The following is a 23,003-nucleotide window of genomic DNA, read 5'->3' as shown; positions in this document are numbered from 1 at the left end:
AACGCGTCACGGAAAACGACGCGGCGTCAGTCGGTGCGTCGGGTAAACGCAACCAGCGCAGCCAACCCCAGTGTGCTGAGACAGGCGGCCAGCAAAAAGGGCGCGCCAGGCAGGTATACAGGGGCATCCGCATCGGTGAATTGCGCGAAAGTGTAGGTCATCACCAAAGGCGACAGCATCATTGCCAGCGCCGAGGCCGAGGTGAGCGCGCCTTGCAATTCGCCCTGCGCATCATCGGCCACACGCGCCGACATAATCCCCTGTAACGCAGGTGGAATGATGCCGCCCATCGCCGCAAGCGGGGTCAGCACCAAAACCCAGAACCCCGATGTAATCATCGCAATCCCGATCAGGCTGACGATGCTGAACGCATGCCCGACAATCACTGTCCCGCGTTCGCCAAAGGCGCGCAGCACAGGGCGGATCAACCCGCCTTGGATGATGGCCATGGTTACGCCAAACAGGGCCAGCGACAGGCCGATCGTGGCGGGCGACCAGTCAAAACGCTCTTTCCCGAAGTAGGACCAGACGGCGGGATAGACTGCAAAACCAACGTAATAAATGAAATACACCAGCAATAATGGCGTAACCCCCGGCAAGCGGCCTAGCGAACGCAGCGCGCCCAATGGGTTTGCCCGCCGCCAGCTGAATGCGCGCTGCCGCTCGGGGGTGACAGTTTCTTTCAGCACAATCCAGCCAAACAGCGCGTTGCCTGCCGCCAGACCCGCAGCCAGCCAGAAAGGCGCGCGCGTGCCGTATTCGGCCAGAAACCCGCCCAGCAGCGGACCAAGCACAAAACCCGCGCCAAAGGCGGCACCGACCAGCCCGAAACGCGCCGCACGCTCGTGCGGGGCAGAGATATCGGCCATATAGGCCGAGGCGGTGGATTGTGTCGCGGCGGTGATGCCGCCCACCACCCGTCCCAGCAGTAGCAGCCAGATGCTACCCGCAACCGCCATCACCACATAGTCCATCGCCATCACCAGCAGCGCCAGCAAAAGCACGGGGCGGCGGCCAAAACGGTCTGACAACCCGCCCATCACAGGGCCAAAAAGAAACTGCATCACCGCAAATGTTGTCGACAGAATGCCACCCCAAATCGCAGCTTCCGCCAGCGTTCCGCCGCCCAGTTCCTGTATCAGATCCGGCATCACGGGAATAATCAGACCGATGCCCATGGCATCAATCATCACTGTGAGCAGGATAAAGATGATTGGCAGACGCATCCGTTCAGACGGTCTGTGCGCGCGCGACAAAGGCCTGCGCCTCGGACGGGGCAAGCCCCAGAGAGCTGGCCGTGTCAAACAGCCCTTTGGGCAGGTCGGGATAGGCGTCATACGCCAATGCTGCCAAAGAAACACCCTGCTCTTGGGCGGCGCGGCACAGGGTTTTGGTTTCGGCCTGCGCTTGGGGGCGCTGCATCTGCTCGGACAGCGCAAAACTGAGGGCTTCTGCATGGATCAGGCCCAGCCCGTTCTCCAGCGTCGCGGCCATGGCGGCGGTGTTGGGGGCCATGGCACTGGTAATCAGTTTGGCGTGCTGCAAGGCCGACGCCGTTCCGAGTGCGATTTGCGGCAGCACCATCCACTCGGCAAACCATGCAGCTCCGTCACGCTGGTGCAGATGTTGGGTGGCGGGTGCAAGGGCAGCTCGCAGGCCTGTCGCCTGATGGCCCAAACTATGCAAAACAGACGGGCCAACCGGGTTTTGCTTTTGCGGCATGGTAGAGGATGCCCCCGCACCGCCCAGTGTAATTTCCGCAACTTCGCTACCTGTGAGAGCCACCAACGTCGCCCCCATGCGGGCCAGAACCGAGGTGACCTGTATCAGCCAATCGGCAATGCGAAGGATCGGGCCACGGTCCACGTGCCAGCTGCGCTCTGGATCATTCAGACCCAACCCCTCAGCCAGTGCGCTGCGCGTCGCGGCAGCATGGGCCCCCAGCGCCGATGACGTGCCAGCTGCACCGGAAAGCGATACCAATAGTGACGTATTGCGAAGAGCGGGCAAAGCATCCAGCAAATCGCACAGGGCATGGCCCCAATCGGCAACAACAGCGCCCCAGCTGGTCGGGGTGGCATGTTGCCCGTAGGTACGGGCGGCCATCGGGGTTGCCGCATGTGCCTGCGCTTGGGCCGCGAGCGAGGCGATTATGGCACGCAGATCGTTCTCTGCCAGCAACAACAACTGGCGCAGGCGCAGCATGAGGCCTGTGTCCATAATATCTTGTGAAGTTGCGCCCCAATGCACGAATTGCGCATGTTCGGGCGCATTCATTTCGCTGCGGAAGGCGGCGACGAGGGCTGGCACAGGCACGCCGTTCTCGCCTGTGGCGCGGGCAATCGCGCCGGGGTCGATTTGTATCTCCATCGTGGCGCGCTGGATCGCCTTGGCGCTCAGCTCGGGGATGATGCCTTGCGCGCCTTGGGCCTTGGCCAAAGCACCCTCGACAAGCAGCATCGCACGAATGGCAGCGGTGTCGGAAAACAGTCGCCCTGCTTCGCCCGTTGGAAACAGATGCGCGTAAAGCGGGCTGTCGAAAACACTCGCGGACATCAGGCGTTGCCCAGGCTGTTGAAGAACAAATCAGACATGGCCAACACCGGTCAGAAAATCTGTCAGCACGCGGGCGAACTCGGCGGGTTGCTCGACGCAGGGCAGGTGGCCCGCGCGGCGGATCAGATGGAATTTAGAGCCGGGGATCAGATCTGTGGTCTCGCGGACCAGATCAGGCGGGGTCGAGCCATCCTCGGAGCCTGCGATGCCCAGACAGGGCAGACGCAAGCCGCTGGTCGGCGTAAAGAAATCAGTGCCCGATATGGCCGCTGAACACCCCGCATAGCCGTCGTCTGCCTGTTGCACCAACATGTTGCGCCACAACTCCAGCTCGGGCGTGGCGCGGAACTGGTCCGAGAACCAGCGCTCCATCACTGCGTCGGCAAGGCTCTCCACGCCGTTTGCTTTGACGGCGGCAATGCGTTCGTCCCACAACGCAGGATTGCCGATTTTGGCGGCAGTATTGCTCAGCACCACTGCGCGGATCAGGTCGAGACGTTTGACCGCCAAGCCCTGCGCGATCATCCCGCCAATGCTGAGGCCGACAAACACGGCATCTTTCACTTCAAGGTGATCGAGCAGGCGTTCACAATCGCTGATGAGCGATCCCATCTTGTACGGCCCGCTGGGAACCGTTGACAGGCCATGGCCGCGCTTGTCCCAGCGAATGATGCGCAGGCCCTTGGGCAGCAACGGCATGATCGGATCCCAAAGGCGCAAATCTGTGCCCAGCGAATTGGCGAATACAACTGGCACACCATCTGCGGGGCCGTCCACGCGGTAGTGGATGCGTACATCCCCTGCGTCAAATATCTGCATCAGCTTTCTCCCTTCAGGATCATATGTGCCATGATCTGCCCATGGTCCGAGGCCAGTTTGTTATACGGTGCCTCCGCATGGCTGCCATCGGTCAGATGGTCGTTCAGCACACTGAAATACTCCATTTCGCCTATGTTGCCGGCGTATTCAGGCAGGAAGTGGCGTGACATATAAATCTGGTCGATGCTTTCATAGACCCCGCCAAACGCTGCGGTAAAGACCATATCGCGCAAGGATTTGCGTACAAACAGCTTTTCCGCGGCGTGCAGGCGCACAGCCTCGATATCTTCGGTGATTTGCTGTGCCTCGGCTTCGGAATAGCGATCCCCGCGGTGTTCCGCGTCATGGCGCAGCATCCATTGATAGTTTTTGAACGGATGCTCGCCCGAGATGATCTCGCTGCTCACTGCGTTTTCGGCATCGTTGAAATCACCCAGCACCATAACGGGATGACCCATGCGCAGCTCTTGTACGATAGCGCCGCGCAAGACCCACGCCTCGGCCATACGGCGCATGGCTGCGCGTGCCGATCCCAGCGCGCGGCCTACCGGATCATATTGGGTCAGGTCCGCCTCGGGGGCTATGCCGCCGTCATCTGGGCGGATGAATTCGCCCAGTTTGGATTTCAGGTGGCAGTTGAAAACGGTGATGATCCGACCGCCGACAGGGATGCGCACTTTGAGGATCGGGCGGCTCAGACGACTGATGCGGAAAAAGCCGCCGTCCTCGGCTCCGTCAGAGAACGGAATATCCAACGGCTGGCCCAAATCCTGAATGATCTCTGGCTCGTCTGCGAAACCGTAGCGCGACAGGATTGCCACGCCGGGGCGCCGGTGGCCTGCCTCTCCATCATTCATATTGGGCGCAAAGGCGATTTCGGCGCTGCGGTAGCTGCCATAGGCCAGCTTGTCAAAAATTGCGCGCTTGCGGTAGCGTTTGGTCCCGTCGGGCAGCGAGAACTCATTTTGTGCCTCGCCGTATTTATCAGCAAGCGTGATCACATCGCGCAGGGAATCTTCGTCGAAAATCTCTTGAAAGCCGACAATATCGGCATCCAGCGTGACCATCTGATCGGCCAGCCAGTCGCGCTTCCATGCGTATTCTTCGGGGGTATAGGACTGGAACTGGTAATATTCGCTATCCGCAACGATCAGGTTTTTCACGTTAAAGCTGGCGATGGTGAAACGGGTCATAAGGTCTCCAAGCTGCGGGCGAACATGGCGGGGTCCACGTTGCCGCCTGATATGGTGACGATCACGTCATCCCCCTCAATCTCGTCGTGACGATAGAGTGCGGCAGCAAGCGCAGCGGCACCGCCCGGCTCTGCCACCAGTTTTAGATGCACAAAGGCTTGCGCCATCGCCATCAGCGCCTCTTGGTCGCTGATGGCCAGCCCTGCACCGCACAGGCGACTGAGTACGGGCCATGTCAGATCACCGGGTTGCGGTGTGACAATCGCATCACATATGCTGCCCGACAGGGCGTTGTTTCGCACGATCCCGCCTGATTGCAGCGAACGCTTCACATCCTCAAACCCCTCTGGCTCGGCAGAGCGGGCGCGCAGGGTGGGGGCGTCAGCCTCAAGCGCAAGGGCGATGCCCGAGGTGAGACCCCCGCCACCACAACAAACGATTACATCGGCATGCTTGATACCGAGCGCATTGGCGTCCTGCGCGATTTCCAGACCGCAGGTGCCTTGGCCCGCCATGACGTTTGGATCGTCATAGGGTTTGACCAGCGTCAGGCCCCGCTCGGCGCTCAGTTTTGCGCCGATCTCGTCGCGCGACTCAGTCTCGCGGTCATACAGGATGACTTCCGCACCATACGCTTGCGTATTGTTTATCTTGAGGGCAGGGGCGTCTGCGGGCATTACGATGACCGCAGAGGTGCCGTGCATTTTTGCGGCAAGGGCCACGCCCTGCGCATGGTTGCCCGACGAGAAAGCAATGACCCCGTTTGCGCGGGTGTCAGGATCAAGCGCAGAGAGCGCCGCATAGGCGCCGCGAAACTTGAAACTTCCCGTGCGCTGCAAACACTCGGGTTTGACCCAGACACGGCGGCCTGCGATGTCGTCCAGAAAGGGCGCGTTTAGCAGGGGTGTACGCACGGCGTGGCTTTTGATGCGATTGGCAGCAGCGCGGATCATGTCGATGTTCATTGCATCGCTCCGATCCACTCGCGCAGGGCGCTTATGGCTTCTTCTTCGTCCAGAAACGGGATGTGTCCGCGATCAGGGACGCGGGCAAGGATCAAATCCGGTCGGCGCTTTTGCATTTCGGCCACCGTATCCGCGCTCAGCAGGTTTGAGTTCAATCCCCAGATCAGCGCCAATGGCAGGCCTTCCATCGCATCAAAGAACGGCCAGAGGTCGGGCATCATCTGCGCGCCCGCCGCCAGCACCGCATCGCGCAGGTGCGGGTCATAGGTGATGTGCAGGCCCTCCGCGTCTTGGGTGTAATGCTTGCGCGCTTCCTCCAGCCAGCGGCCTTCAGGCATATTGGCAAATTCCGGAAAGGCGCGGGCCATTGCGGCGGCGGCGTCCTCATGGGTTTTGGCTGCGGGGTTGCGGCCAATGTAATCCTTGATGAACGCCATCCCTTTGGGATCAATCACAGGCCCCACGTCATTCAGGGCGATGCCCAGCAGGCGATGTTTTGCGCCCATGGCCAGCCCCATAGCGTTCAGCCCCCCGCGCGAGGTGCCAAGGATCGCGACCTGCTCCAGCCCCAGATGATCCAGCAGTTCGGTCACATCGCGGCATTCGACGGGCAGCGTGTAGTTTTTCCAGTTGGGGTCAAAATCCGATTGCCCACGTCCGCGATAATCAAGCTTGATCAGGCGATGTGCGCTGAGGTGCGGCGTGACATAGTCAAAATCCGCCGTGGTGCGCGTCAGCCCCGCAAGGCACAGGATCGGCAGGCCTTGGCCTTCGTCGGTATAGTAGAGTTTCAGCCCGTCGGATGTGGTGAAATGTGCCATTAGATGCCTGCCAGTTTAGGAATGCCAGTGAGGTCGGAGAGCGTATGTGCGGGTGTCCACGGCAAGCGATCCATCGGATCGCCCGCACGGTTCACCCAAACGGTGGTAAACCCGTATCCCGTAGCTGCTGCCGCGTCCCATCCGTTGGAAGAGACGAAGAGGACGTCCTCTTTGGCGCAACTGAATTCTGCCCCAACCAAATCATAGACGCGCGCGTCGGGCTTGAAGATGCCAACGCTCTGAACAGACAAGAGCGCATCCAGCACACCGTCGATCCCCGCACTGTCCACAGCACCACGCAGCATCGCGGGCGAGCCGTTGGAGAGTATGCCTGTGTTCAATCCAGCCGCTTTGAGGGTTTGCAGCATGGCAGGGACCTCCGGGTATGCGCCCAGCTCCCAATAAAGCTGCAATAGACGCTCGCGCAGGGCGGTGTCGCCGTGATGGCCTGTTTTCTCCAGCGCCCAGTCCAGACCTTCCTGCGTGACCTGCCAGAAGTCGCAATGTGCATCTGCTACGGCACGCAACCAGCTGTATTGCAACTGTTTGAGGCGCCAATGCTCCGCCAGCTGCGGCCAGTCGTCTTTGATCGCAGCATATTCAGGCTCTGAGGCCGCTTGTCGTGCTGCAGCGGCTACGTCAAACAAAGTGCCGTAGGCGTCAAAGATACAGGTCGTGATGGGCATGGAGCCTCCGCAGGGTTTGTGCGCGTCTGGTATACAGTGGCATGGGGCGAGCAGGTGGAAAAGGGTGAAATGGGGGTTGCGATTTGGCTGCAGGCTTGAAAAGGTGCGGCCAGAATTTGGAGCACCTGCGCAGATACGCGGCCTCCACCCTTATCCCCCTTATCAGATTGGAGACGACCTATGGCCGAAGTCAAGGCAGGCGATACCGTGCATTTGCACTATACTGGCACATTGCTGGATGGCACCACATTCGACAGTTCCGAAGGGCGTGACCCTTTGCAGTTCGAGGTTGGTTCTGGCCAGATCATTCCAGGTCTTGATGTAGCAATTCCTGGGATGAAGGTCGGCGACAAGAAAATCGTCAAAATCGGTGCCGATGATGCCTACGGCCAGTTGAACCCTGAAATGCGCCAAGCAGTGCCTCGCGAAGGTATTCCGGCGGATATTCCGCTGGAAGTTGGCACACAGCTGCAAATGCAGACACCTGACGGGCAAGCGATGCCTGTGACTGTCGTTGAAGTTGACGAAGCAACAGTGACGCTGGATGCCAATCACCCACTGGCTGGCAAAGATCTGCAGTTCGATATCGAGTTGATGAAAATCGACGCAGCTTGATCATTTTACAGGGAAAGGGCGCTGCCCCCCGCCCTTGGTTTGTGCCAAGGGCTCTCCCTGAGAATATACGGCTGAAAAATACAGAAGTTTCAACTTATCGCGCGGTCCGGAATTTCAGGCCGCGCGTTTTCTATAAATATGCAGTCGTTTCGGCAGGGGGCGGCGTCAGGCTTTCTTGCGCAGGCGTATGACAACATCAACCGAGGCGATTTCGGCGCCTTCGGGCGCGTCGGGCAGTTGCGCTATGACCAACTGGTCAGAGGGGGCATCAGTAAGACGCGCCTCGTCTTCCCAAAAGAAATGGGGGTGGTCATGGGTGTTGGTGTCAAAATAGCTGCGCGAGCCGTCAACGGTGACTTCTTGCAGCAGTCCGGCATGGCAGAAGGCGCGCAGGGTATTGTAGACTGTGGCCAGTGATACGCTATCGCCGCCGTCTTTGGCGGCTTCAAACAGGCTTTCTGCGGTGACATGGCGGTGCTGGCCATCGCCGACCAGCAGGGTCGCCAGCGTCAGGCGCTGGCGTGTCGGGCGCAGCCCCGCAGTGGCGAGCCACTTGGTTCCGGTTTCCAGCTGTGTTTCAGACATTTTTGGCCTCACTACGAATTGGCTCTAATATAGGGGTTTGCAAGGGGGATTTTCAATTGCAAATGCTGCGGCAGATCGTACAGGGCCGGAAGGTGCGTGAATCCTGCCGCTATTGGGGCGCTCCGCGCATTGGCCTGCCTCTTGCAGCGGTGGCGGACAGGGTGTTAGGTGGGGCGCAATATTCAGACGTGCAGGAGTGCGACCCATGGCAGACTATCCCACCAGTTTTGACAAAGAAGACCTGTTGAAATGCGCGCGCGGCGAGCTGTTTGGCGAGGGCAACGCGCAGTTGCCAGCCCCGCCCATGCTGATGATGGATCGCATTGCCGAGGTATCCGCCGATGGCGGTGCGCATGGTAAAGGCCATATTGTGGCCGAGTTCGATATCACGCCCGATCTGTGGTTTTTTGACTGTCACTTCCCGGGTAATCCGATCATGCCAGGGTGTCTTGGGTTGGACGGATTGTGGCAGCTCACGGGGTTTAACCTCGGCTGGCGTGGCTGGCAGGGGCGCGGCTATGCGCTGGGCGTGGGCGAGGTCAAGCTGACAGGCATGGTGCGCCCCGACCGCAAGATGCTGACCTACAAGATTGATTTCACCAAAGCCATCCAGACGCGCCGCCTGACAATGGGTGTGGCCAGTGGTACGGTGGAGGCGGACGGCGAAGTGATCTATCAGGTGACTGACATGAAGGTAGCCCTCAGCGAAAGCTGAGAGGCACTGCGGTCAGCGAGTGAAGCAATGGTTGCTGTCTGCTTTGCGGACAAGGTTACCCTTGCCGGCCACGTTGCTAATGGCCGCATTTTCAAATGCCGCACTGGCGGAAAAATGCAGTGCTGGCGGCAACCAGACTTTCGTTGCGGTTGCGAAGATATCAGTCCGCCCCACAAAAAGCGGACCTTCAGTTTAGCGATATTGTGCGACATGAACGAATAGCAGCTTCGAGCCTAATGTTCATAACTCTGCATTCCGCATGAATACCCGGTGCGGTATCACTACAATACCGCGAGCTTGCGTAGTCGTTGATCCATAGCTGCCTAAGCCTTTCTTTTTCATCAACAACTATCTCAAGAGAAACTTGAGGGGGCGATTGGGTCGTTTGATTTCAATGTAATGCTCTGGTGATCTGGTTTCCGGAAGGTTTGACCCCACGTCCTTCGATCATCCCAAGCTGGCTGCACAGGCGCAGGCCTGCCCAATAACCATCTTCAATCGCAGCATCAAGGCCTCCATCGCTCCGTGCGTAGGGCAGCATGATCAGCCCATCCACTTTCACTTCTAGAAGACATGTTTGCAACTCGTGTAGATTGGCACTCTCGATGAACTCAAGAGAGACAAGGTGCAGACGCCCCCACATCCATGGCAAAGTAGGAATCGCCATGAAGCGCTCGAAAAGGGCTTCGATCAAGGCTGGGTCACCAGCAAGAACCGCGCTTGGCCCCGGACGGCCACCGCCAATTCGATATCCGATCAATTCACCGAAATCCTCCGATGTCAGCACTTCGACAAATTTGCTTTCTTCCACAAAAGTGGGGGCACATGTGTTGATAGCGAAGTTCATGGTCATTCCCGTCTCTTAAAGAAACCCTTGCTTGGGCGGTGCATCCGGTCTTCGGACCTTCTGTAAGTGAGATTATCCGAGCATATAGAACCAGTAAAATTCAAATTACTTAACCATAAAGAGAGTATGGCGAATGCATTAGGGAAAATCGGGAGATGCGGCTTTTGGACAGCAAAAGGGAAGGATGTAATTCAACATCCTTCCCATCTGATCCTCCTCCGGCTTTACGAGGCCACAAGCCACCGGAAGAGTTTTGATTTTGCCGTGCCTTAGAAGCCGAGAACCAGAGACACACCAATGGTGTTGTCTGTGGATTTCACACCAGCAACTGGATCGGTGTTATAGTCTGTGCGGTAGCTGACCCGTGTCGACAGGTTGTTTGACAGCTTGTAGTTAATACCCGCATCGTTGGAGACCAATGTGTTTACGTCAGAACCCAGAACGTCTGTGTCCATTGTGAACGACATTACATCGTTTATCGCATAAAAATAACGCGAGGAAGCAATGAAGCCTACTTCGGTCTCCGAAGCACCCGTGACGTCCTTAAAGTAGCGAACGCCAGGACCCGCTTGAACACGCCATGTTTGATTTGGCTTATTCAGGATGCGGTAACCTGGTCCAAAACCCAAGAATGCGTTTGTCTCGTCACCATCAATGGCAACGTTATCAGCGTCTGTCAGGTAGCCATCATACTGGTAGCGACCAACAGCAAAGCCGTAAAGCTCCGGTGTGAAATAGCGGTTGGCTTCATAGGTCATGAAGAATTTCTCTTCGGATTTGATACCGTTGGCTTCACCGTACTCAATCGCGAAACCTACGAGGTGGTTCCAATCACCGATGCCATAAGTCAAACGGCCAGCACCAGAGACTTCGCCGTTGTCCGTGTTGCCGTTTGTGCCGGATGCGGACAGAGCAAACGAGCCCTTCCAGCCTTGCGCCACACCGTTTGGGCCAAAGCGATCAGCGTCTGTGCCGCGCTCGATATCTTCATTCACATCATCGGTGATGTCGTCGATCTGGTCGTTAAGTGCCTCGACGCCGGTAAGTGCTGTCTGTGCCATCGCAGGGGCGGCAACCATCAGTGCCAATGCGGAGACTGTGGCGAACTTCAAAAGAGTGTTCATTGGGGTATTCCTTTCCCAAAAAGAAGTGATCCGATCCGAGAGTCGTTCGGAAGCATTTCTGCTGAGACAGGTATAATCGACATCAGTGGAGTGAGTTAAACGAGTTTAATTGATGCTTATGGTGATAATTACTCGTTTGTAATTGCGAGACTCTCTACAGGTTGAAAATTTTCCATCGTTTCCATGTCCTCCGTAACAGTTTCCTGTTCAATCTCAGCGGCTTGAACGACCTCTGCCAAAGTCGCGCGCGCGGCCTCCGCAATGTCGCTGGGCAGATCATTCCGCCAAACGACCCAAGAGGGATACGGAAAGCGTGGCGCGTCTGCTACAAGGTGTAGTTTTCCTTCGTCCATATAACGCTTCGCAGACCGCGCAGGCAGAAATGCAGCGGCTTTCCTGTTAACGATATATTCGGCTGCCAAGGCTCCCAGTGCCATAGACCGGCCCGAATCCGTTAGGTGTGGCAGCGCGGTCGTCAGCGCATGGGTGAATTCGGGACCCCAGTCAATTGAAACGAAGTCTCGCTTCAGATCGAGTGTCGCCCCCGGATACGATGCAACAAGGATAAGTTCGTCATCCAAGGCGTGCTCCACCGTCAGGCCAGGTCTAAGTTGCGGAGTGTATAGCAGAGCTGCCTGCACGACTCCTTCTACCAGATAACGCGTGATCCTGTCTGTCATGCCCAGTTCAGCATGAACACTGAGTTCGGGCATCCTGATCTGCAAAGCATCGAGCCATCGAAATCCCAGCCGCGGCCACAAGGAGTACTGCGCACCGATGGATATTGCGCGGCTGTACCCTTCAGGAATTGCGATTTGTTGCCGCGCTTCTTCCCAGATTTTCAGAAGGCTTAAGGCATAGCGTTCAAACTGCTTACCTTCAGAAGTCAGGACTGCGCCTGCCTTTGACCGAATGAAGAGGGGATGGCCCAAACTGTCTTCCAACCGCTGTATACGCAAGCTGACGGCCGACTGGGTTACAAATAGGCGATCACATGCCGCCACAAACGATCCGGTGTTTGCAACTTCAATGAATGTTTTGACAAGTGTAATATCCATGGTTCATCCGTAAGCAATACGCGCTTCAATCACAAATATTATTCATTTGAGTGTAGTTAATCTTGGTAAGATTTAAACTGCGCGTGCCCCTTGTTCGTGCGCTGCTAACACCTTTGCATGCGCAGGTCGCCGCATCGCACATATAGAAGTAATGAACCGCAGTGAAATCCAAACGCCCCTTATCACGCCGCCGTCTTGTGCTCGCAATCGGTATCAGCCTCTCGGGAATGCAGGCCTGCACTGTTGTTCAAGTTGCAGAGAACGCAGTCGATGCAACTGTCTTCGTCGGGAAAACGGCCGTCAAGGGAACTGTAGGTGCGGGGAAGCTGGCAGTTAAGGGCACCAAGCTCGCTATTCGGACATCCAGAGCACCAATGACCTGCATAGATAGTGTCGGGGTCTCTTATGTTGCACCCAAGGGTCCTGATGGTCTCTATTTCTGCCCTACCTGACGTCGAATGACACCGCCTCTGTCCAAGTGAAGAGGTGAATCGCATGCCGACACGATAATACATGAGGTAAACTCGCCTCAACTATAATTAATATTCGTTTTTATGCCCTTAAGTTTCTCGCTATACGGGTTTCAACAAAGACGAACTGAAGCAGGTTTTCATGACTGTTTCATACGGCACGAAGGGCGTCGCGCCTGAAACCGTATCCCTCGTTCGTCTTTGACCATGAAACCGAGCGACGCAAACAAAGTGAGTAAGACCATGTTTAATGCAAAGAAAATGATGATCATCGCAATGGTTGGCGCAATGGTAACAGTGTCAGCCTGCTCGACAGAGCAAGTAGCCAACAACACCGGTGCCACAGCTGGGTTCGTCGCTAAAACCGCCGTCAAAGGCACCGTTGGCGCAGGCAAGCTGGCCGTGAAGGGTGTTAAAAAGGTAGCTGGTTCCGAATAATAAAGCCTTCTGACAGGCCTGCCAACTATTGCGGCGCGATCATTCGCGCCGCCTTTTTTAGTGAATGGGATAATTTCCCTGATCAGCGCTGAGAACTATCATCAACGCGCCCACAAAATGGAGAGATCGACAGTACACGATAGTTATTCGCAGCAACTCTCCTGACTGCCGCCATGCCGCTTCAAGCTTGCTATGGTGAGAAAACTGCAGACAATTCCGCCGATGTGACCGTAGTCGAGGGGGAAACAGCGGTTAACGAACTTAGTTGCAACTGAGGGCAACAGTCCTTTACCCGAATAGCAGACCTCTTTGCCGCCAGAATTCTGCATAAATAACGAACGGCAGCTTTGGGGACGCCGCAACGCTGCTTGAAATGCCAGCGCAAAGGTCGGCTAGGGGCCGTTCATGTTGCTCAACACTTTGGGCGAAAGCGGACCTTCGCTGCGCTCTGCGCCGATGGCTGCAATGCGGACTTTTCAGACATTCGTTTTTCTCACTTCGCTGACGCAGTATTTTCTCGCGCGTGCGGCATGTCTTTCGCAGCCCTGCAGCATGTGTCATCAAAGCGGTCGTTCAATCGAGATATTATAGGCCAAATCCAAACTGTACTTTCGCTGCGCGATGCTGGAACCGACGAGAGGCGGACAAATTGATCATTCGCTGCAGCAGCGCCAAAGGTGTCAGTTCGCAACGCAAATCAACAGATCTGTCCCGATCCGGCAACGGTAAGCCCGCGTTTTCGCGCGTCCTTCTCTGCAACACCAATAGCCGGAACGTTAGACAGACACATCGTCCAGACCCAACTGCAAGTTCAGATCCTCAATACTGGACAATGCTGTGCCCGCTGCGGGCCGCAGGTCCACAATAACACCAAAGTCCGAGAACCGCAGACCTTCGGTTGTGACCTCAAAGTGCTCGCGTGCCTCGCCGTCGCTGGCATACCCAAAGCCAGAAAGATCAAGGATGTCCCAAGGCTCGAAATCGCCAATCGTCGTGTGCCCCTTCACCTCGGGAGCGAACAAAAACTCATCCGACAAGATTCCACCAAACGCCATGTCCACACCACCCGCAGTCACGATTTCATCGTGCACACCCAGCGACATAATCCAGTCCCGCAGGCCCATTTGCGAGGCGATCACAAACTCCTGGCTTTGCGAAAAGCCCATAACGACGGAGGCGCGGTCGGCCCCCTCTGCCAAGAACTGCAACCACGACGTCAAACCACCCGCGTCCGGTTCGCGCCCCAAGACGTTATTGTATAGCAACGTGACGAAGGCTTCGTCCGTCAGGCCGCCATATGTCTGGCTGAACTCTGCGCTGTTCACAAAACCACCGATCACTACCTCAAGCGGCGTGCCGTCTGCCAATCGATCCGACCAAGCTGTGAATCCGCCAATATCAGGTGCGCGGTCCAACGTCGCTAGGTACAAGCGGAAAACATCATCCGACCACGACGCCGGATCCGCACCCGCCGCAAAGGAACGCGCGTCCGCAGTGGTGCTTTGGATGAACTCGCGGCTTTGGGAAAAGCCCAGCACCACACTTTCGCGCGAAGCTCCGCCTGCTAAGTTGCTGGTCCAGCTGGCAAGCCCCGCCGCATCGGGATCGCGGCCCAGTACGTTTTGATAGAGCAACGTCACAAAGGCAGAGGCATCAAGCCCGCCATATTGCGACTGAAACTCTCGACTGCCTACGAAGCCTTGCGCGATCTGGTCAAGGCTCGTCTCGTCCATGGCGATCTGCGTGGTCCATTGGACGTGACCGGCAGCATCGGGTGCACGGCCCAACGTGGCTTGGTACAGGCGGAAGACGGCGTTTGCCTCTGTGTCGAAATACTGAGCCCGCAGCCCGTCTCCGTGGATGATGTCGCCAATGCTGCTGCCGATCAAGCGCCCGCCGCCCTCAGTGCCGTAAACGCGCACGGTCTCGGTGGCGCGGGGTGCGGGGGCGATATTCTCACCCCAAAGCTCGGCAAAACGGTAGGTGACCAGCGTGTCAAAGTTACCCGCTTCAAAGGCAACTTGTTCCACATCTGAGAGCACCAGATCACTGCCCTCAGATGATGTAATCCGCAAGGCGGTGCCTTCGCGCGCGATCGTGACATCGTCGCGCCGGTCAAGGAAATATGCGATGTCGATGCCCATGCCCCCCGACACAGTGTCATCGCCGTCAGCCCGTATGTCGTCAAGGGTTGTGCCAGAGAACAATGTATCGTCTCCTGCCCCGCCTTCCAAAAGATCCGCCCCAGCGCCACCGACGATAAAGTCCTGGCCCGCCTCGCCGCGCAGGGTGTCTTTACCCCAACCGCCATCGATCCAGTCGCCTCCGCTCGATCCGGTATAGGTTTCGTCCAACATGGTTTCGACAAAGCCCGCACTGCCAAAGTCGGGGTGGGTCCAGCTTTCCTCTAACCCTCCGGTCTCAGTCCCATAGCCGAAAAAGAAGCCTTCGTAGGAGGTGATTTCGAGCGACTTGAATTGGACATCACCGTCAGGTTCAACGATGTAGTAGTTGAGATAATCAAAGCGGAACGTGTCGAATTCTGCGCGCGGAGTGTAGACTAACCTGTTGCCGCGGACCTCCAGCTCTCCATAGATCGCTGCGGGCAAATCAGGTGCGCCCAAATAGCCCGCGAACACCTCGACGTCTTCGTAGCCCGCGCTCGCGCCAATCACATTGAAACTGAAAGATCCCCCATCCAAGCTGCGATAGGTCGGCACAACAACATAGTCGTTAACCGTGTGCTGAAACACAGGCTGGGGTTCAAAGGCGATGTTCTCGGGCCAGCGGCGATAGGTGTAATCGGGCAGATCAATGTAGTTGAACTGCGCCGACACTCCGCGTGAGATTTCACCGTCGAACTCGCCCGATCCAATGGTGAATTCTTCATAGCTGGTGTCACCGACCTTGACAGGTCCATCAATCCCTTCATCGACATCGAATTCCAGCGCGGGAATGGTGTATTCGCCAATAAAGTTAAAGTACGGATTGGTCCAAACCGGAGTGATATCCACCGTTTGAATGCGTAACTGCTCATTAGGGTCGGCCAGACCTTCGGTTTGGCTGTTCAGGTCCGCATAGTCAGAGGACAAGTGGAATTCACTGCGCAGACGGTTGTTCCACGCATCGGCGCTGTAGATGCTATCGAGCTGTGTACGGAGCGTAAACGTATCGAACCCATTGACGCTCTCAAGCTCCATTGACGCGTTTTCGAAGTCCATGAGGTCCGCCCCGTAATAGAGGCTCCATTCTCCCGTATCCTTGGACGACCCTTGGTCGATCCCCGTCAGCCGGATTGATATCTCATGGTCCTCATACCAGCTTTTGCCCCAATCGCGCCACCAGCCCGAGATCGGCGCATCCGTGACCTGATTGATCAAGCCATGGTAAAACTGGACTGAATCGCCCTCGTAGACCGCAAGATTGCCGGGCCGCATCGGGTCCGAGATATCAATCCAGCCCGATTCAGAGATGTCGACTGTGTTGACCGCATCAAAATTCAGCTTGCTGACAGGGGAGCGCCAGACCTTTGCCAGAACGCCGAAATCAACGATGCTTGGGTCCAGATCGTTTGCAGAAGCTACTTTGCGAATAAGCTCATCAAAATATGTCAAATCCCCGTCGCCCTTTGCTTGCGACGCTTGACGCGTTGCCGGTCTCTATCGATTTGGTCCATAGGTGATATATTCCGACAGTCTCGGGTCCAAGATCAAGCATTTTTGCGCAGCCCATCGCATTTTGGAACTGCCTCTTGCGGTCAGCCGCCCGTCGCCGCACGCGCATCGCGCGCCGTGTCATAGGTTGGCAGGTCAGCCACAGTCTTGCCGTGGGCCGTCACCAACGTATCGAAGACTGTCTGACGTCAGCGCTTATGGGGCCAAAGAGGGCAATTTGCGAAAAGAGTGTTCTTGGCTCATCGTAACCACTGAGGAGTGGAAGATGAGACAGACCAATGGAACATTGCAAAAACCCTGGCGAGAAGATCGTCAAAGATATCAAACGTGCCACCCGCAAGCATTATTCATCTGAAGAGAAGATCCGCATCGCGCTGGATGGCCTGTGCGGTGAGGACAGCATCGCTGAACTGTGCCGCCGTGAGGGGAGTTCTCAGGGCATCTATTACAAATGGTCCAAGGACTTCATAGAAGCTGGTAAGCGGCGGCTGGCAGCTGACACAGCGCGTGCTGCGATAACTGAATAGGTAACGGATCTACGCTGCGAAGCCAGTGATCTGAAGAAAGTCGTGCCTGAGCAGACGCTCGAACTGCGGCTTCCATTCACCGAGTTCTGACAGCCCAAGAAAAAAACATTCGCTGCTGGCTGACTTATGACAATTTGGGCTCTCAGACCTGATTAGATCAGTGGCAGCATTTGTTGCATTGACCGCTCTTTGAGCGGCTGCTTTCTTGAGATGGCCCCAGAGCGCTCAAATCCGCAGCGAATGACTGCTGTCCGCCCAATTTGATGCGCATACGGCTTCAGACGTTGCAAATTATGGCGCTGAAAGCCTAAGCCCTGCTTGCCATTGAAGAGTTGCGTGACGGTCAGAGCGCCGCTGTGCGTGCGCTGCGTGAGGATTTTGACCGCCTGTCAGGGACCATTGCCGCGGGAGCGACGACACGGCGCCGCAGGTAGATCAGGAGGCCAGTGCGGCCCTTTGTTTCGTCTCAATAAGGCGTGTTTGACCGAGGCGATAGGTTTGCAGATACTTCGCAAGCGATATCATGTTCAGCCGCAGCGAGAGAGAGCGCCCGTAGGCCCCGTCAAAATCCCTTCGACAGCCCCGCACAAAGACACCTAGCCCCAGAGAGCGGGAGTTCGTGCGCCAGTACATGAAGCTGAGCAATGGCACCGAGGCGTATGTCAGAGCGGGTTACACCGCAAAAACGCGACAGACTGCAGCTGCAGAGTCCTACAAACTCCTCAGAAAACCTCATATCGTCCAGATGCTCAGCAGTTTGCACGCCGAAGCTGACGCGAAGGTTGTTGATGATTATGCCGAACAGTTGCGGCTGTGGCGTGCTGTGGTGAACCATGATCCGTGCGAGCTGTCAGAGATTGTCTATGACGCATGCCGATACTGTCACGGCGATCACCACGAATATCATTGGCGAGTACCAGCAGAGTTTGAGAAGGAACTTGCGGCTTACAACCGCCTTCCCGACAAGATTAAAGAAGTTGAAACCGCACCAAACGACATGGGCGGCTATGGATATTCACGCAAGCTGTTACCGCACCCAGACTGCCCGATGTGCGACGGAGAAGGCGAAATGCGCGTTGTGTTCCACCCGAGCGCCATGCTGGACAAAGACGCGGCGCTGGCCTTCGGCGGCGTGCAGATCACACAGAACAGCATAAAGGTGATGACCATCGACCGCATGGCCGCGTCCAAGAAGATTGCAAAGCATCTCGGCATGTTCCGACAAGAAGCTAAGGACTAGGTTGTCGACGCTATTTCTGAAATGCTGACTGATATCCAGCAGAAAGGGTCCAAAGCCCCCTTAAACGGTGGCGGAGACAACGTTACGGGCGAGAATAGCGCCCCGTTGGCTGATGATGGACCACCACTGGCGCCAGAATGAGCGCGCCGTCTCTGTATCAAGGGGGTGCGGGAGAAGACGTGCCGTAGAGGCCGAACGGGAAAGCGTTGCTGGAGCAACAGGTTCAGGCTGTAGGTAGAGGCTGATCCAGATCAGCGCGAAACACGACCGCATTGATACGGCGATCACGGGCAATGCCCTATTTCTTCGTGAGCCAACCTCAAAGGCGAGCTATGTAAGAGACAGTAGCCCAGCTAGAGTGTAGTTCGCAATTGCAGCGAAGGTCGGCTTCGAGCCCATTTTGACCGATGCTGCAAAGGGAACGAACGTCAGCTTTCTTTCGTTCATGTTTCGGGCTTCCGAAGCGGCACGCACTTCTACGATGGGTTCAAGATTAGAGACATCCATAAAGTTCTAAGGACACATTTCACCTGTTTCAGTCCAGCGAAGCTATCTGAATTCAGACGTTAGGTAGGCCAGTTCTTTATCAAACTTGAGTTGAAGGGATAGCCTTTGGCAGATGCGCAGCAAGGCGATGTGTGGGACGTTTTACGCCCCACACAGTTTATCATCGATTACTAGGTGCTGGTTGGTCGTGCAGTAACTCGAAGAATGCGACCACAGACAGGATCACCCCAATAACTGCGGCATTCCAGGTTACCAACCTATCGGCGAATTCGGCAAGCCATGGTGCGAGAAACACACCAAGTCCCAGAACGAGGCCCAAGTACGGCGGCATCAGATTATGTCTGCTACAACTCTAGCCTGCGATGACAAGAGCCAGAAAGCCCGAAATCATCATCAGCCCTGCCTCACCGACGAAAAGATCGTTTTTGGCTGCCTCGCCCGCAAAAAGCAAAAATGGGGATAACATCAGCCATAGGCCGGATGCAGCAAAGGTCCATCTGAACACTGCAAGGTGCTGCATGGGGTGAACTGTAAAATCGGGCTTCATACATCGATGTCCGGATCGGCAAGCATGCCAAGATCAACAGCAATGGCCATCTCTTCGTCGTTTATTAAACCATCACCATCTGTGTCCATTTCGCGGAATAATTCTTCCGTGAGTTCTGGGTAGAAAACCAAAAGCTCCGAAAGCGAGGCCATCCCATCTCCATCGGTATCAATCTCGGTTGTCATAGCATTTGCAGAGAAAGCAACAGAAGCCGCAAGCGCAGCAACAAGAGTTACGTTTTTCATGGGTTTTCCAATTGAAACAGTGCCGTCCATTTTGGACAGCATCTATTAAGTTATATATCCACGCGGGCGAGACAGCCCGCAGACACATGCCTGCGGACCTTGTTTGCGGTTGGTTTACATCATGCCGCCCATACCACCCATGCCGTCCATACCGGACATCGCGTTCCCGCCAGCTTTCGCTGGTTTGTCAGCAACCATCGCCTCGGTGGTGATCAACAGCCCCGCAACTGACGCGGCATATTGCAGTGCAATCCGAACGACCTTGGTCGGGTCGATGATGCCAGCTTTGAGCATATCGCCGTACTGTTCTGACTGCGCATCATAGCCAAACGTCTTGCTGGTGTTCTCGACGATCTTTCCAGCAACGACCGATCCATCAACACCCGCGTTTTCAGCGATCTGACGCAGAGGGGCCTGTAGCGCTTTGCGAATGATCGCGATCCCAGCCGACTGATCCGGGTTGTCACCTGTAAGGCTCTGCAAGACCTTGCCTGCATGCACCAGTGCGACACCACCACCCGGTACGACTCCTTCTTCGACAGCCGCGCGTGTTGCGTTCAAAGCGTCGTCAACACGGTCTTTGCGCTCCTTTACCTCAATCTCGGTCGCACCACCGACCTTGATCACCGCAACACCGCCCGCAAGTTTGGCGAGGCGCTCTTGCAGTTTTTCCTTGTCGTAGTCGGAGGTCGTGTCTTCAATCTGCGCACGGATCTGCGTGACCCGCGCTGCGATTTCCGACTTTTCACCAGCGCCATCTATGATGGTCGTCGTATCTTTGGTGATGTTGATCTTCTTGGCGTCTCCCAGCATGTCCATCGTGACATTCTCAAGCTTGATACCCAATTCGTCCGAGATCACCGTTCCGCCTGTCAGGACGGCAAGGTCTTGCATCATCGCCTTGCGACGATCCCCGAAACCGGGGGCTTTGACGCCAGCAACTTTCAACCCACCACGCAATTTGTTCACAACAAGCGTTGCAAGCGCTTCGCCGTCGATGTCTTCGGCAATGACAAGCAACTGCTTGTCCGCCTGCATGACGGCTTCAAGCAAAGGCACCATTGGCGCAAGGGATGTCAGCTTTTTCTCGTGAAGCAGGATGACACAGTCTTCGAGGTTGGCCGTCATTTTGGCAGGTTCCGTGACGAAGTAAGGGCTGAGGTAGCCGCGATCAAATTGCATGCCCTCAACAACTTCGGTCTCTGTCTCAAGACCTTTGTTTTCTTCGACGGTAATGACGCCTTCGTTACCGACCTTTGCCATCGCGTCAGCGATCTGTTGACCGATTGCTTCTTCGCCATTGGCAGAGATGGTCCCGACTTTGGCAATCTCAGCCGTATCACCTACCGGACGTGACATGGTTTTGATCTCGGCAACAACAGCGGTGACAGCTCTGTCGATGCCACGTTTCAGATCCATCGGGTTCATGCCCGCTGCAACTGACTTCATGCCTTCTTTGACGATGGCTTGGGCCAGAACTGTCGCTGTGGTTGTGCCATCGCCAGCCTCATCATTGGTGCGGGATGCGACGTCCTTAACGAGCTGCGCACCCATATTCTCAAAGGGGTCCGCCAGTTCGATTTCCTTGGCGACTGTAACGCCGTCCTTGGTGATACGGGGTGCACCGTAGGACTTGTCGATCACCACATTGCGGCCCTTTGGCCCCAGCGTTACCTTTACAGCGTTGGCAAGTGTGTTGATGCCTTTGAGCATGCGGTCACGGGAGTCCGTGCCGAATTTGACGTCTTTTGCAGACATGTCGGTATTCCTATTTGAAAATTATGTGAAAGAGACAGCGTCGTTCAGGCCATAATGCCCAAGATGTCGCTCTCCTTCATGATCATCAGCTCTTCGCCGTCGATCTTAATTTCAGTGCCAGACCATTTCCCGAACAGGATTTGGTCGCCCGCTTTGACGTCCATCGAAATGCGTGCGCCAGTTTCATCTTTGGCACCTGCACCGACAGACACAACTTCACCGCGTTGCGGTTTTTCCTTGGCCGTTTCGGGGATGATCAAGCCGCCGGATGTCTTTTCGTCTTCTTCGGTGCGGCGCACCAAGACACGGTCATGTAGGGGGGTAAACAGCATGGAAATACTCCTTTTGAAGATTTCCGGATAGGGGTGGCATGCTTAGAAACGTATTGGCACTCGCCACACCTGAGTGCCAATATTGTTGAGTTGGCTATGGTGAGAGGCGACTACAATAGGGCCAAGAAGTATATTTCATCGGAATTGCTTTTTCCGAGAATGAGCCTCGTTGCAGTCGACCTCAAAGCGTTACTTCACCTTTTTACCAGCAATGGAAAGATCAGCTTTTCCTGCGTTTGAATTTGCTGTCGCCAACACTTTCGGCTTTTCTTGCTTTGGCTTCTTTGCCTCTTTGTTACTGTTTTTACCTTTGGCCATGGAACGTCCTTCCAAATTGCAGCGATCCGGTGCCGGAATGGCAGCGGTTTGACTGCGGTCGTCCACCCATTGCCCATACATGGCGCAGGATGGTGTTGACTGGTGAGGGCTACGCAGACGTGCCTGCCTTTTCGGCGGCCTCGTCGATCGCTTTTTGTTGCCCACGTGAAATGGTCGAGATCGGCGTTCCGAACATCGCGTTTGCCGCAGCATAATCTGTCGCGGTATCAATCTCGGTCCAGTTCAGTCCGGTGATATCAAGTGCACGAAAGACCGTCCCTTGCACCACCAGCCGCGCATAAGCGGCCTCGTAATACTCCTGAAAATGCTCTCGTTTTTCCATCATCTCGTCGAGTTCCGCAAAAAGCAGGGGACCCGTCTTGGCGCTGATTTTCTCGATCCCAATGGACTCACCAAGTGCCAGCTTGGGATCAACGGACTTGCCAACTTCAAGCACCTGCATCTGGTCATCTGTGATGACCTTAACCTCTTCGTCTTCAAGGGCGATATTTTGATCAATGCACAAGACGTTTGCATAGTCGCTATCAACAAGTTGGCGCAGAATTTTCACGTCAAACACAACGTCTGCATCGAACTTGATGAACTCGGACGTGCCAATGGCGGGTGCGGCAAGCATCAGGGAATAGCCCGTGTTTGTATCGCGGTAGCGGTCGTTGATCACATAGGTCACGCGTATGCCGCGAAAGGTTTTGTCGACGAATTGCTTGATTTCATCCGCGCGGTGACCCAACACTAACACGAACTGGGACATGCCGCAGCTCAGGCAATTGCGAATCATCCGTTCCAGAATGACAGATCCACCTACAGACAGCAGGCTTTTTGGGCAGTTGTCGGTCAGCGGGCTGAGCCGCGAGCCGGTGCCTGCGGCCAGAATAACGGCCATGGGCGGGCGATTGATTTCATTTTTCATATCGTTGCGTCCTATATAAAGCAGAAGGAGAG

General features: G+C 56.0%; 22 protein-coding genes and 2 pseudogenes. 5 read left to right on the top strand and 19 right to left on the bottom strand.

Going from position 1 to position 23,003, the window contains the following annotated elements; all coding sequences use genetic code 11:
• Positions 1–26: 26 nt before the first annotated feature.
• The 7 genes from Q0903_RS02120 to Q0903_RS02090 are packed head-to-tail and all read right to left on the bottom strand — an operon-like array spanning position 27 to position 7,040.
• Entirely contained in the window at positions 27–1,226 is a 1,200-nt protein-coding gene (locus Q0903_RS02120) for a TCR/Tet family MFS transporter (RefSeq protein ID WP_299024663.1), read from the bottom strand.
• Positions 1,227–1,230: 4 nt separating this feature from the next.
• Positions 1,231–2,556: a lyase family protein gene (locus Q0903_RS02115; protein ID WP_299412444.1), complete on the bottom strand. Its 1,326-nt coding sequence runs from the start codon at positions 2,554–2,556 to the stop codon at positions 1,231–1,233.
• Between the two features lie 30 nt (positions 2,557–2,586).
• On the bottom strand, positions 2,587–3,375 hold the full coding sequence (gene pcaD / locus Q0903_RS02110; protein ID WP_299412441.1) for a 3-oxoadipate enol-lactonase: 789 nt from the start codon (positions 3,373–3,375) through the stop codon (positions 2,587–2,589).
• The gene (locus tag Q0903_RS02105) at positions 3,375–4,568 is read right to left on the bottom strand and encodes an endonuclease/exonuclease/phosphatase family protein (RefSeq protein ID WP_299412438.1); all 1,194 of its coding nucleotides are present in this window, start codon (positions 4,566–4,568) and stop codon (positions 3,375–3,377) included. The genes pcaD and Q0903_RS02105 overlap by 1 nt, the downstream gene beginning before the upstream one ends.
• Positions 4,565–5,533, bottom strand: coding sequence for a threonine/serine dehydratase (locus Q0903_RS02100; protein WP_299412435.1), 969 nt, complete (start codon positions 5,531–5,533; stop codon positions 4,565–4,567). Before Q0903_RS02100 ends, Q0903_RS02105 begins: the two co-directional genes overlap by 4 nt.
• The gene (locus Q0903_RS02095; protein ID WP_299412432.1) at positions 5,530–6,354 is read right to left on the bottom strand and encodes an alpha/beta hydrolase; all 825 of its coding nucleotides are present in this window, start codon (positions 6,352–6,354) and stop codon (positions 5,530–5,532) included. Before Q0903_RS02095 ends, Q0903_RS02100 begins: the two co-directional genes overlap by 4 nt.
• Positions 6,354–7,040: a haloacid dehalogenase type II gene (locus Q0903_RS02090; protein ID WP_299024652.1), complete on the bottom strand. Its 687-nt coding sequence runs from the start codon at positions 7,038–7,040 to the stop codon at positions 6,354–6,356. Before Q0903_RS02090 ends, Q0903_RS02095 begins: the two co-directional genes overlap by 1 nt.
• Before the next feature lie 180 nt (positions 7,041–7,220).
• Between Q0903_RS02090 and Q0903_RS02085 the strand changes: the two genes are divergently transcribed.
• Positions 7,221–7,655 (top strand): peptidylprolyl isomerase, encoded by a 435-nt coding sequence (locus Q0903_RS02085; protein WP_299024650.1) that lies wholly within the window; start codon positions 7,221–7,223, stop codon positions 7,653–7,655.
• Between the two features lie 165 nt (positions 7,656–7,820).
• On the opposite strand, the gene irrA is transcribed toward Q0903_RS02085, so the two are convergent.
• Complete coding sequence (gene irrA / locus Q0903_RS02080) at positions 7,821–8,240, bottom strand: iron response transcriptional regulator IrrA (protein WP_299412429.1); 420 nt, start codon at positions 8,238–8,240, stop codon at positions 7,821–7,823.
• 205 nt (positions 8,241–8,445) lie between these two features.
• Here irrA and fabA point away from each other — a divergent pair, with 205 nt between their 5' ends.
• Positions 8,446–8,955 (top strand): bifunctional 3-hydroxydecanoyl-ACP dehydratase/trans-2-decenoyl-ACP isomerase, encoded by a 510-nt coding sequence (fabA, locus tag Q0903_RS02075; RefSeq protein WP_299412426.1) that lies wholly within the window; start codon positions 8,446–8,448, stop codon positions 8,953–8,955.
• A gap of 391 nt (positions 8,956–9,346) precedes the next feature.
• On the opposite strand, the gene Q0903_RS02070 is transcribed toward fabA, so the two are convergent.
• From Q0903_RS02070 to Q0903_RS02060, 3 genes are all read right to left on the bottom strand, one after another.
• Positions 9,347–9,808 carry a hypothetical protein gene (locus Q0903_RS02070; protein WP_299412423.1) on the bottom strand — a complete coding sequence of 154 codons (462 nt, stop codon included), beginning with the start codon at positions 9,806–9,808 and terminating at the stop codon, positions 9,347–9,349.
• Between the two features lie 263 nt (positions 9,809–10,071).
• Positions 10,072–10,926, bottom strand: coding sequence for a DUF481 domain-containing protein (locus Q0903_RS02065; RefSeq protein ID WP_299412421.1), 855 nt, complete (start codon positions 10,924–10,926; stop codon positions 10,072–10,074).
• Between the two features lie 128 nt (positions 10,927–11,054).
• Complete coding sequence (locus Q0903_RS02060) at positions 11,055–11,984, bottom strand: LysR family transcriptional regulator (protein ID WP_299412418.1); 930 nt, start codon at positions 11,982–11,984, stop codon at positions 11,055–11,057.
• 713 nt (positions 11,985–12,697) lie between these two features.
• Here Q0903_RS02060 and Q0903_RS02055 point away from each other — a divergent pair.
• Entirely contained in the window at positions 12,698–12,892 is a 195-nt protein-coding gene (locus Q0903_RS02055) for a hypothetical protein (RefSeq protein ID WP_299024637.1), read from the top strand.
• Between the two features lie 776 nt (positions 12,893–13,668).
• On the opposite strand, the gene Q0903_RS02050 is transcribed toward Q0903_RS02055, so the two are convergent.
• The gene (locus Q0903_RS02050; protein ID WP_299412415.1) at positions 13,669–16,506 is read right to left on the bottom strand and encodes a DUF4214 domain-containing protein; all 2,838 of its coding nucleotides are present in this window, start codon (positions 16,504–16,506) and stop codon (positions 13,669–13,671) included.
• A gap of 325 nt (positions 16,507–16,831) precedes the next feature.
• On the opposite strand from Q0903_RS02050, the pseudogene Q0903_RS02045 reads away from it, so the two are divergent.
• Positions 16,832–17,165: pseudogene (locus tag Q0903_RS02045) on the top strand (transposase); the annotation flags it as partial.
• Between the two features lie 541 nt (positions 17,166–17,706).
• Positions 17,707–18,333, top strand: a pseudogene (locus Q0903_RS02040) (terminase small subunit); the annotation flags it as partial.
• Positions 18,334–19,000: 667 nt separating this feature from the next.
• On the opposite strand, the gene Q0903_RS19725 reads toward Q0903_RS02040, so the two are convergent.
• From Q0903_RS19725 to Q0903_RS02010, 7 genes are all read right to left on the bottom strand, one after another.
• Positions 19,001–19,171 (bottom strand): SPW repeat protein, encoded by a 171-nt coding sequence (locus tag Q0903_RS19725; RefSeq protein ID WP_366141469.1) that lies wholly within the window; start codon positions 19,169–19,171, stop codon positions 19,001–19,003.
• 21 nt (positions 19,172–19,192) lie between these two features.
• Positions 19,193–19,387, bottom strand: a complete 195-nt coding sequence (locus Q0903_RS02035) for a hypothetical protein (protein ID WP_299412413.1) — start codon at positions 19,385–19,387, stop codon at positions 19,193–19,195.
• Positions 19,384–19,632 (bottom strand): EF-hand domain-containing protein, encoded by a 249-nt coding sequence (locus Q0903_RS02030; RefSeq protein WP_299412410.1) that lies wholly within the window; start codon positions 19,630–19,632, stop codon positions 19,384–19,386. Before Q0903_RS02030 ends, Q0903_RS02035 begins: the two co-directional genes overlap by 4 nt.
• A 114-nt stretch (positions 19,633–19,746) precedes the next feature.
• Positions 19,747–21,390: a chaperonin GroEL gene (gene groL, locus Q0903_RS02025; RefSeq protein ID WP_299412408.1), complete on the bottom strand. Its 1,644-nt coding sequence runs from the start codon at positions 21,388–21,390 to the stop codon at positions 19,747–19,749.
• Between the two features lie 44 nt (positions 21,391–21,434).
• Positions 21,435–21,722, bottom strand: a complete 288-nt coding sequence (locus Q0903_RS02020; protein WP_299412405.1) for a co-chaperone GroES — start codon at positions 21,720–21,722, stop codon at positions 21,435–21,437.
• 189 nt (positions 21,723–21,911) lie between these two features.
• Entirely contained in the window at positions 21,912–22,040 is a 129-nt protein-coding gene (locus Q0903_RS02015; protein WP_299412402.1) for a hypothetical protein, read from the bottom strand.
• 109 nt (positions 22,041–22,149) lie between these two features.
• Positions 22,150–22,971, bottom strand: coding sequence for a phosphocholine cytidylyltransferase family protein (locus Q0903_RS02010; protein WP_299412399.1), 822 nt, complete (start codon positions 22,969–22,971; stop codon positions 22,150–22,152).
• Between the last annotated feature and the right edge of the window lie 32 nt (positions 22,972–23,003).

Origin of the sequence: uncultured Sulfitobacter sp. (assembly GCF_947502895.1) — a bacterium.
GTDB lineage: Bacteria > Pseudomonadota > Alphaproteobacteria > Rhodobacterales > Rhodobacteraceae > Sulfitobacter.
Note: the sequence above shows the minus strand (reverse complement) of the source record. Positions and strands in the feature narration are given on the sequence as shown.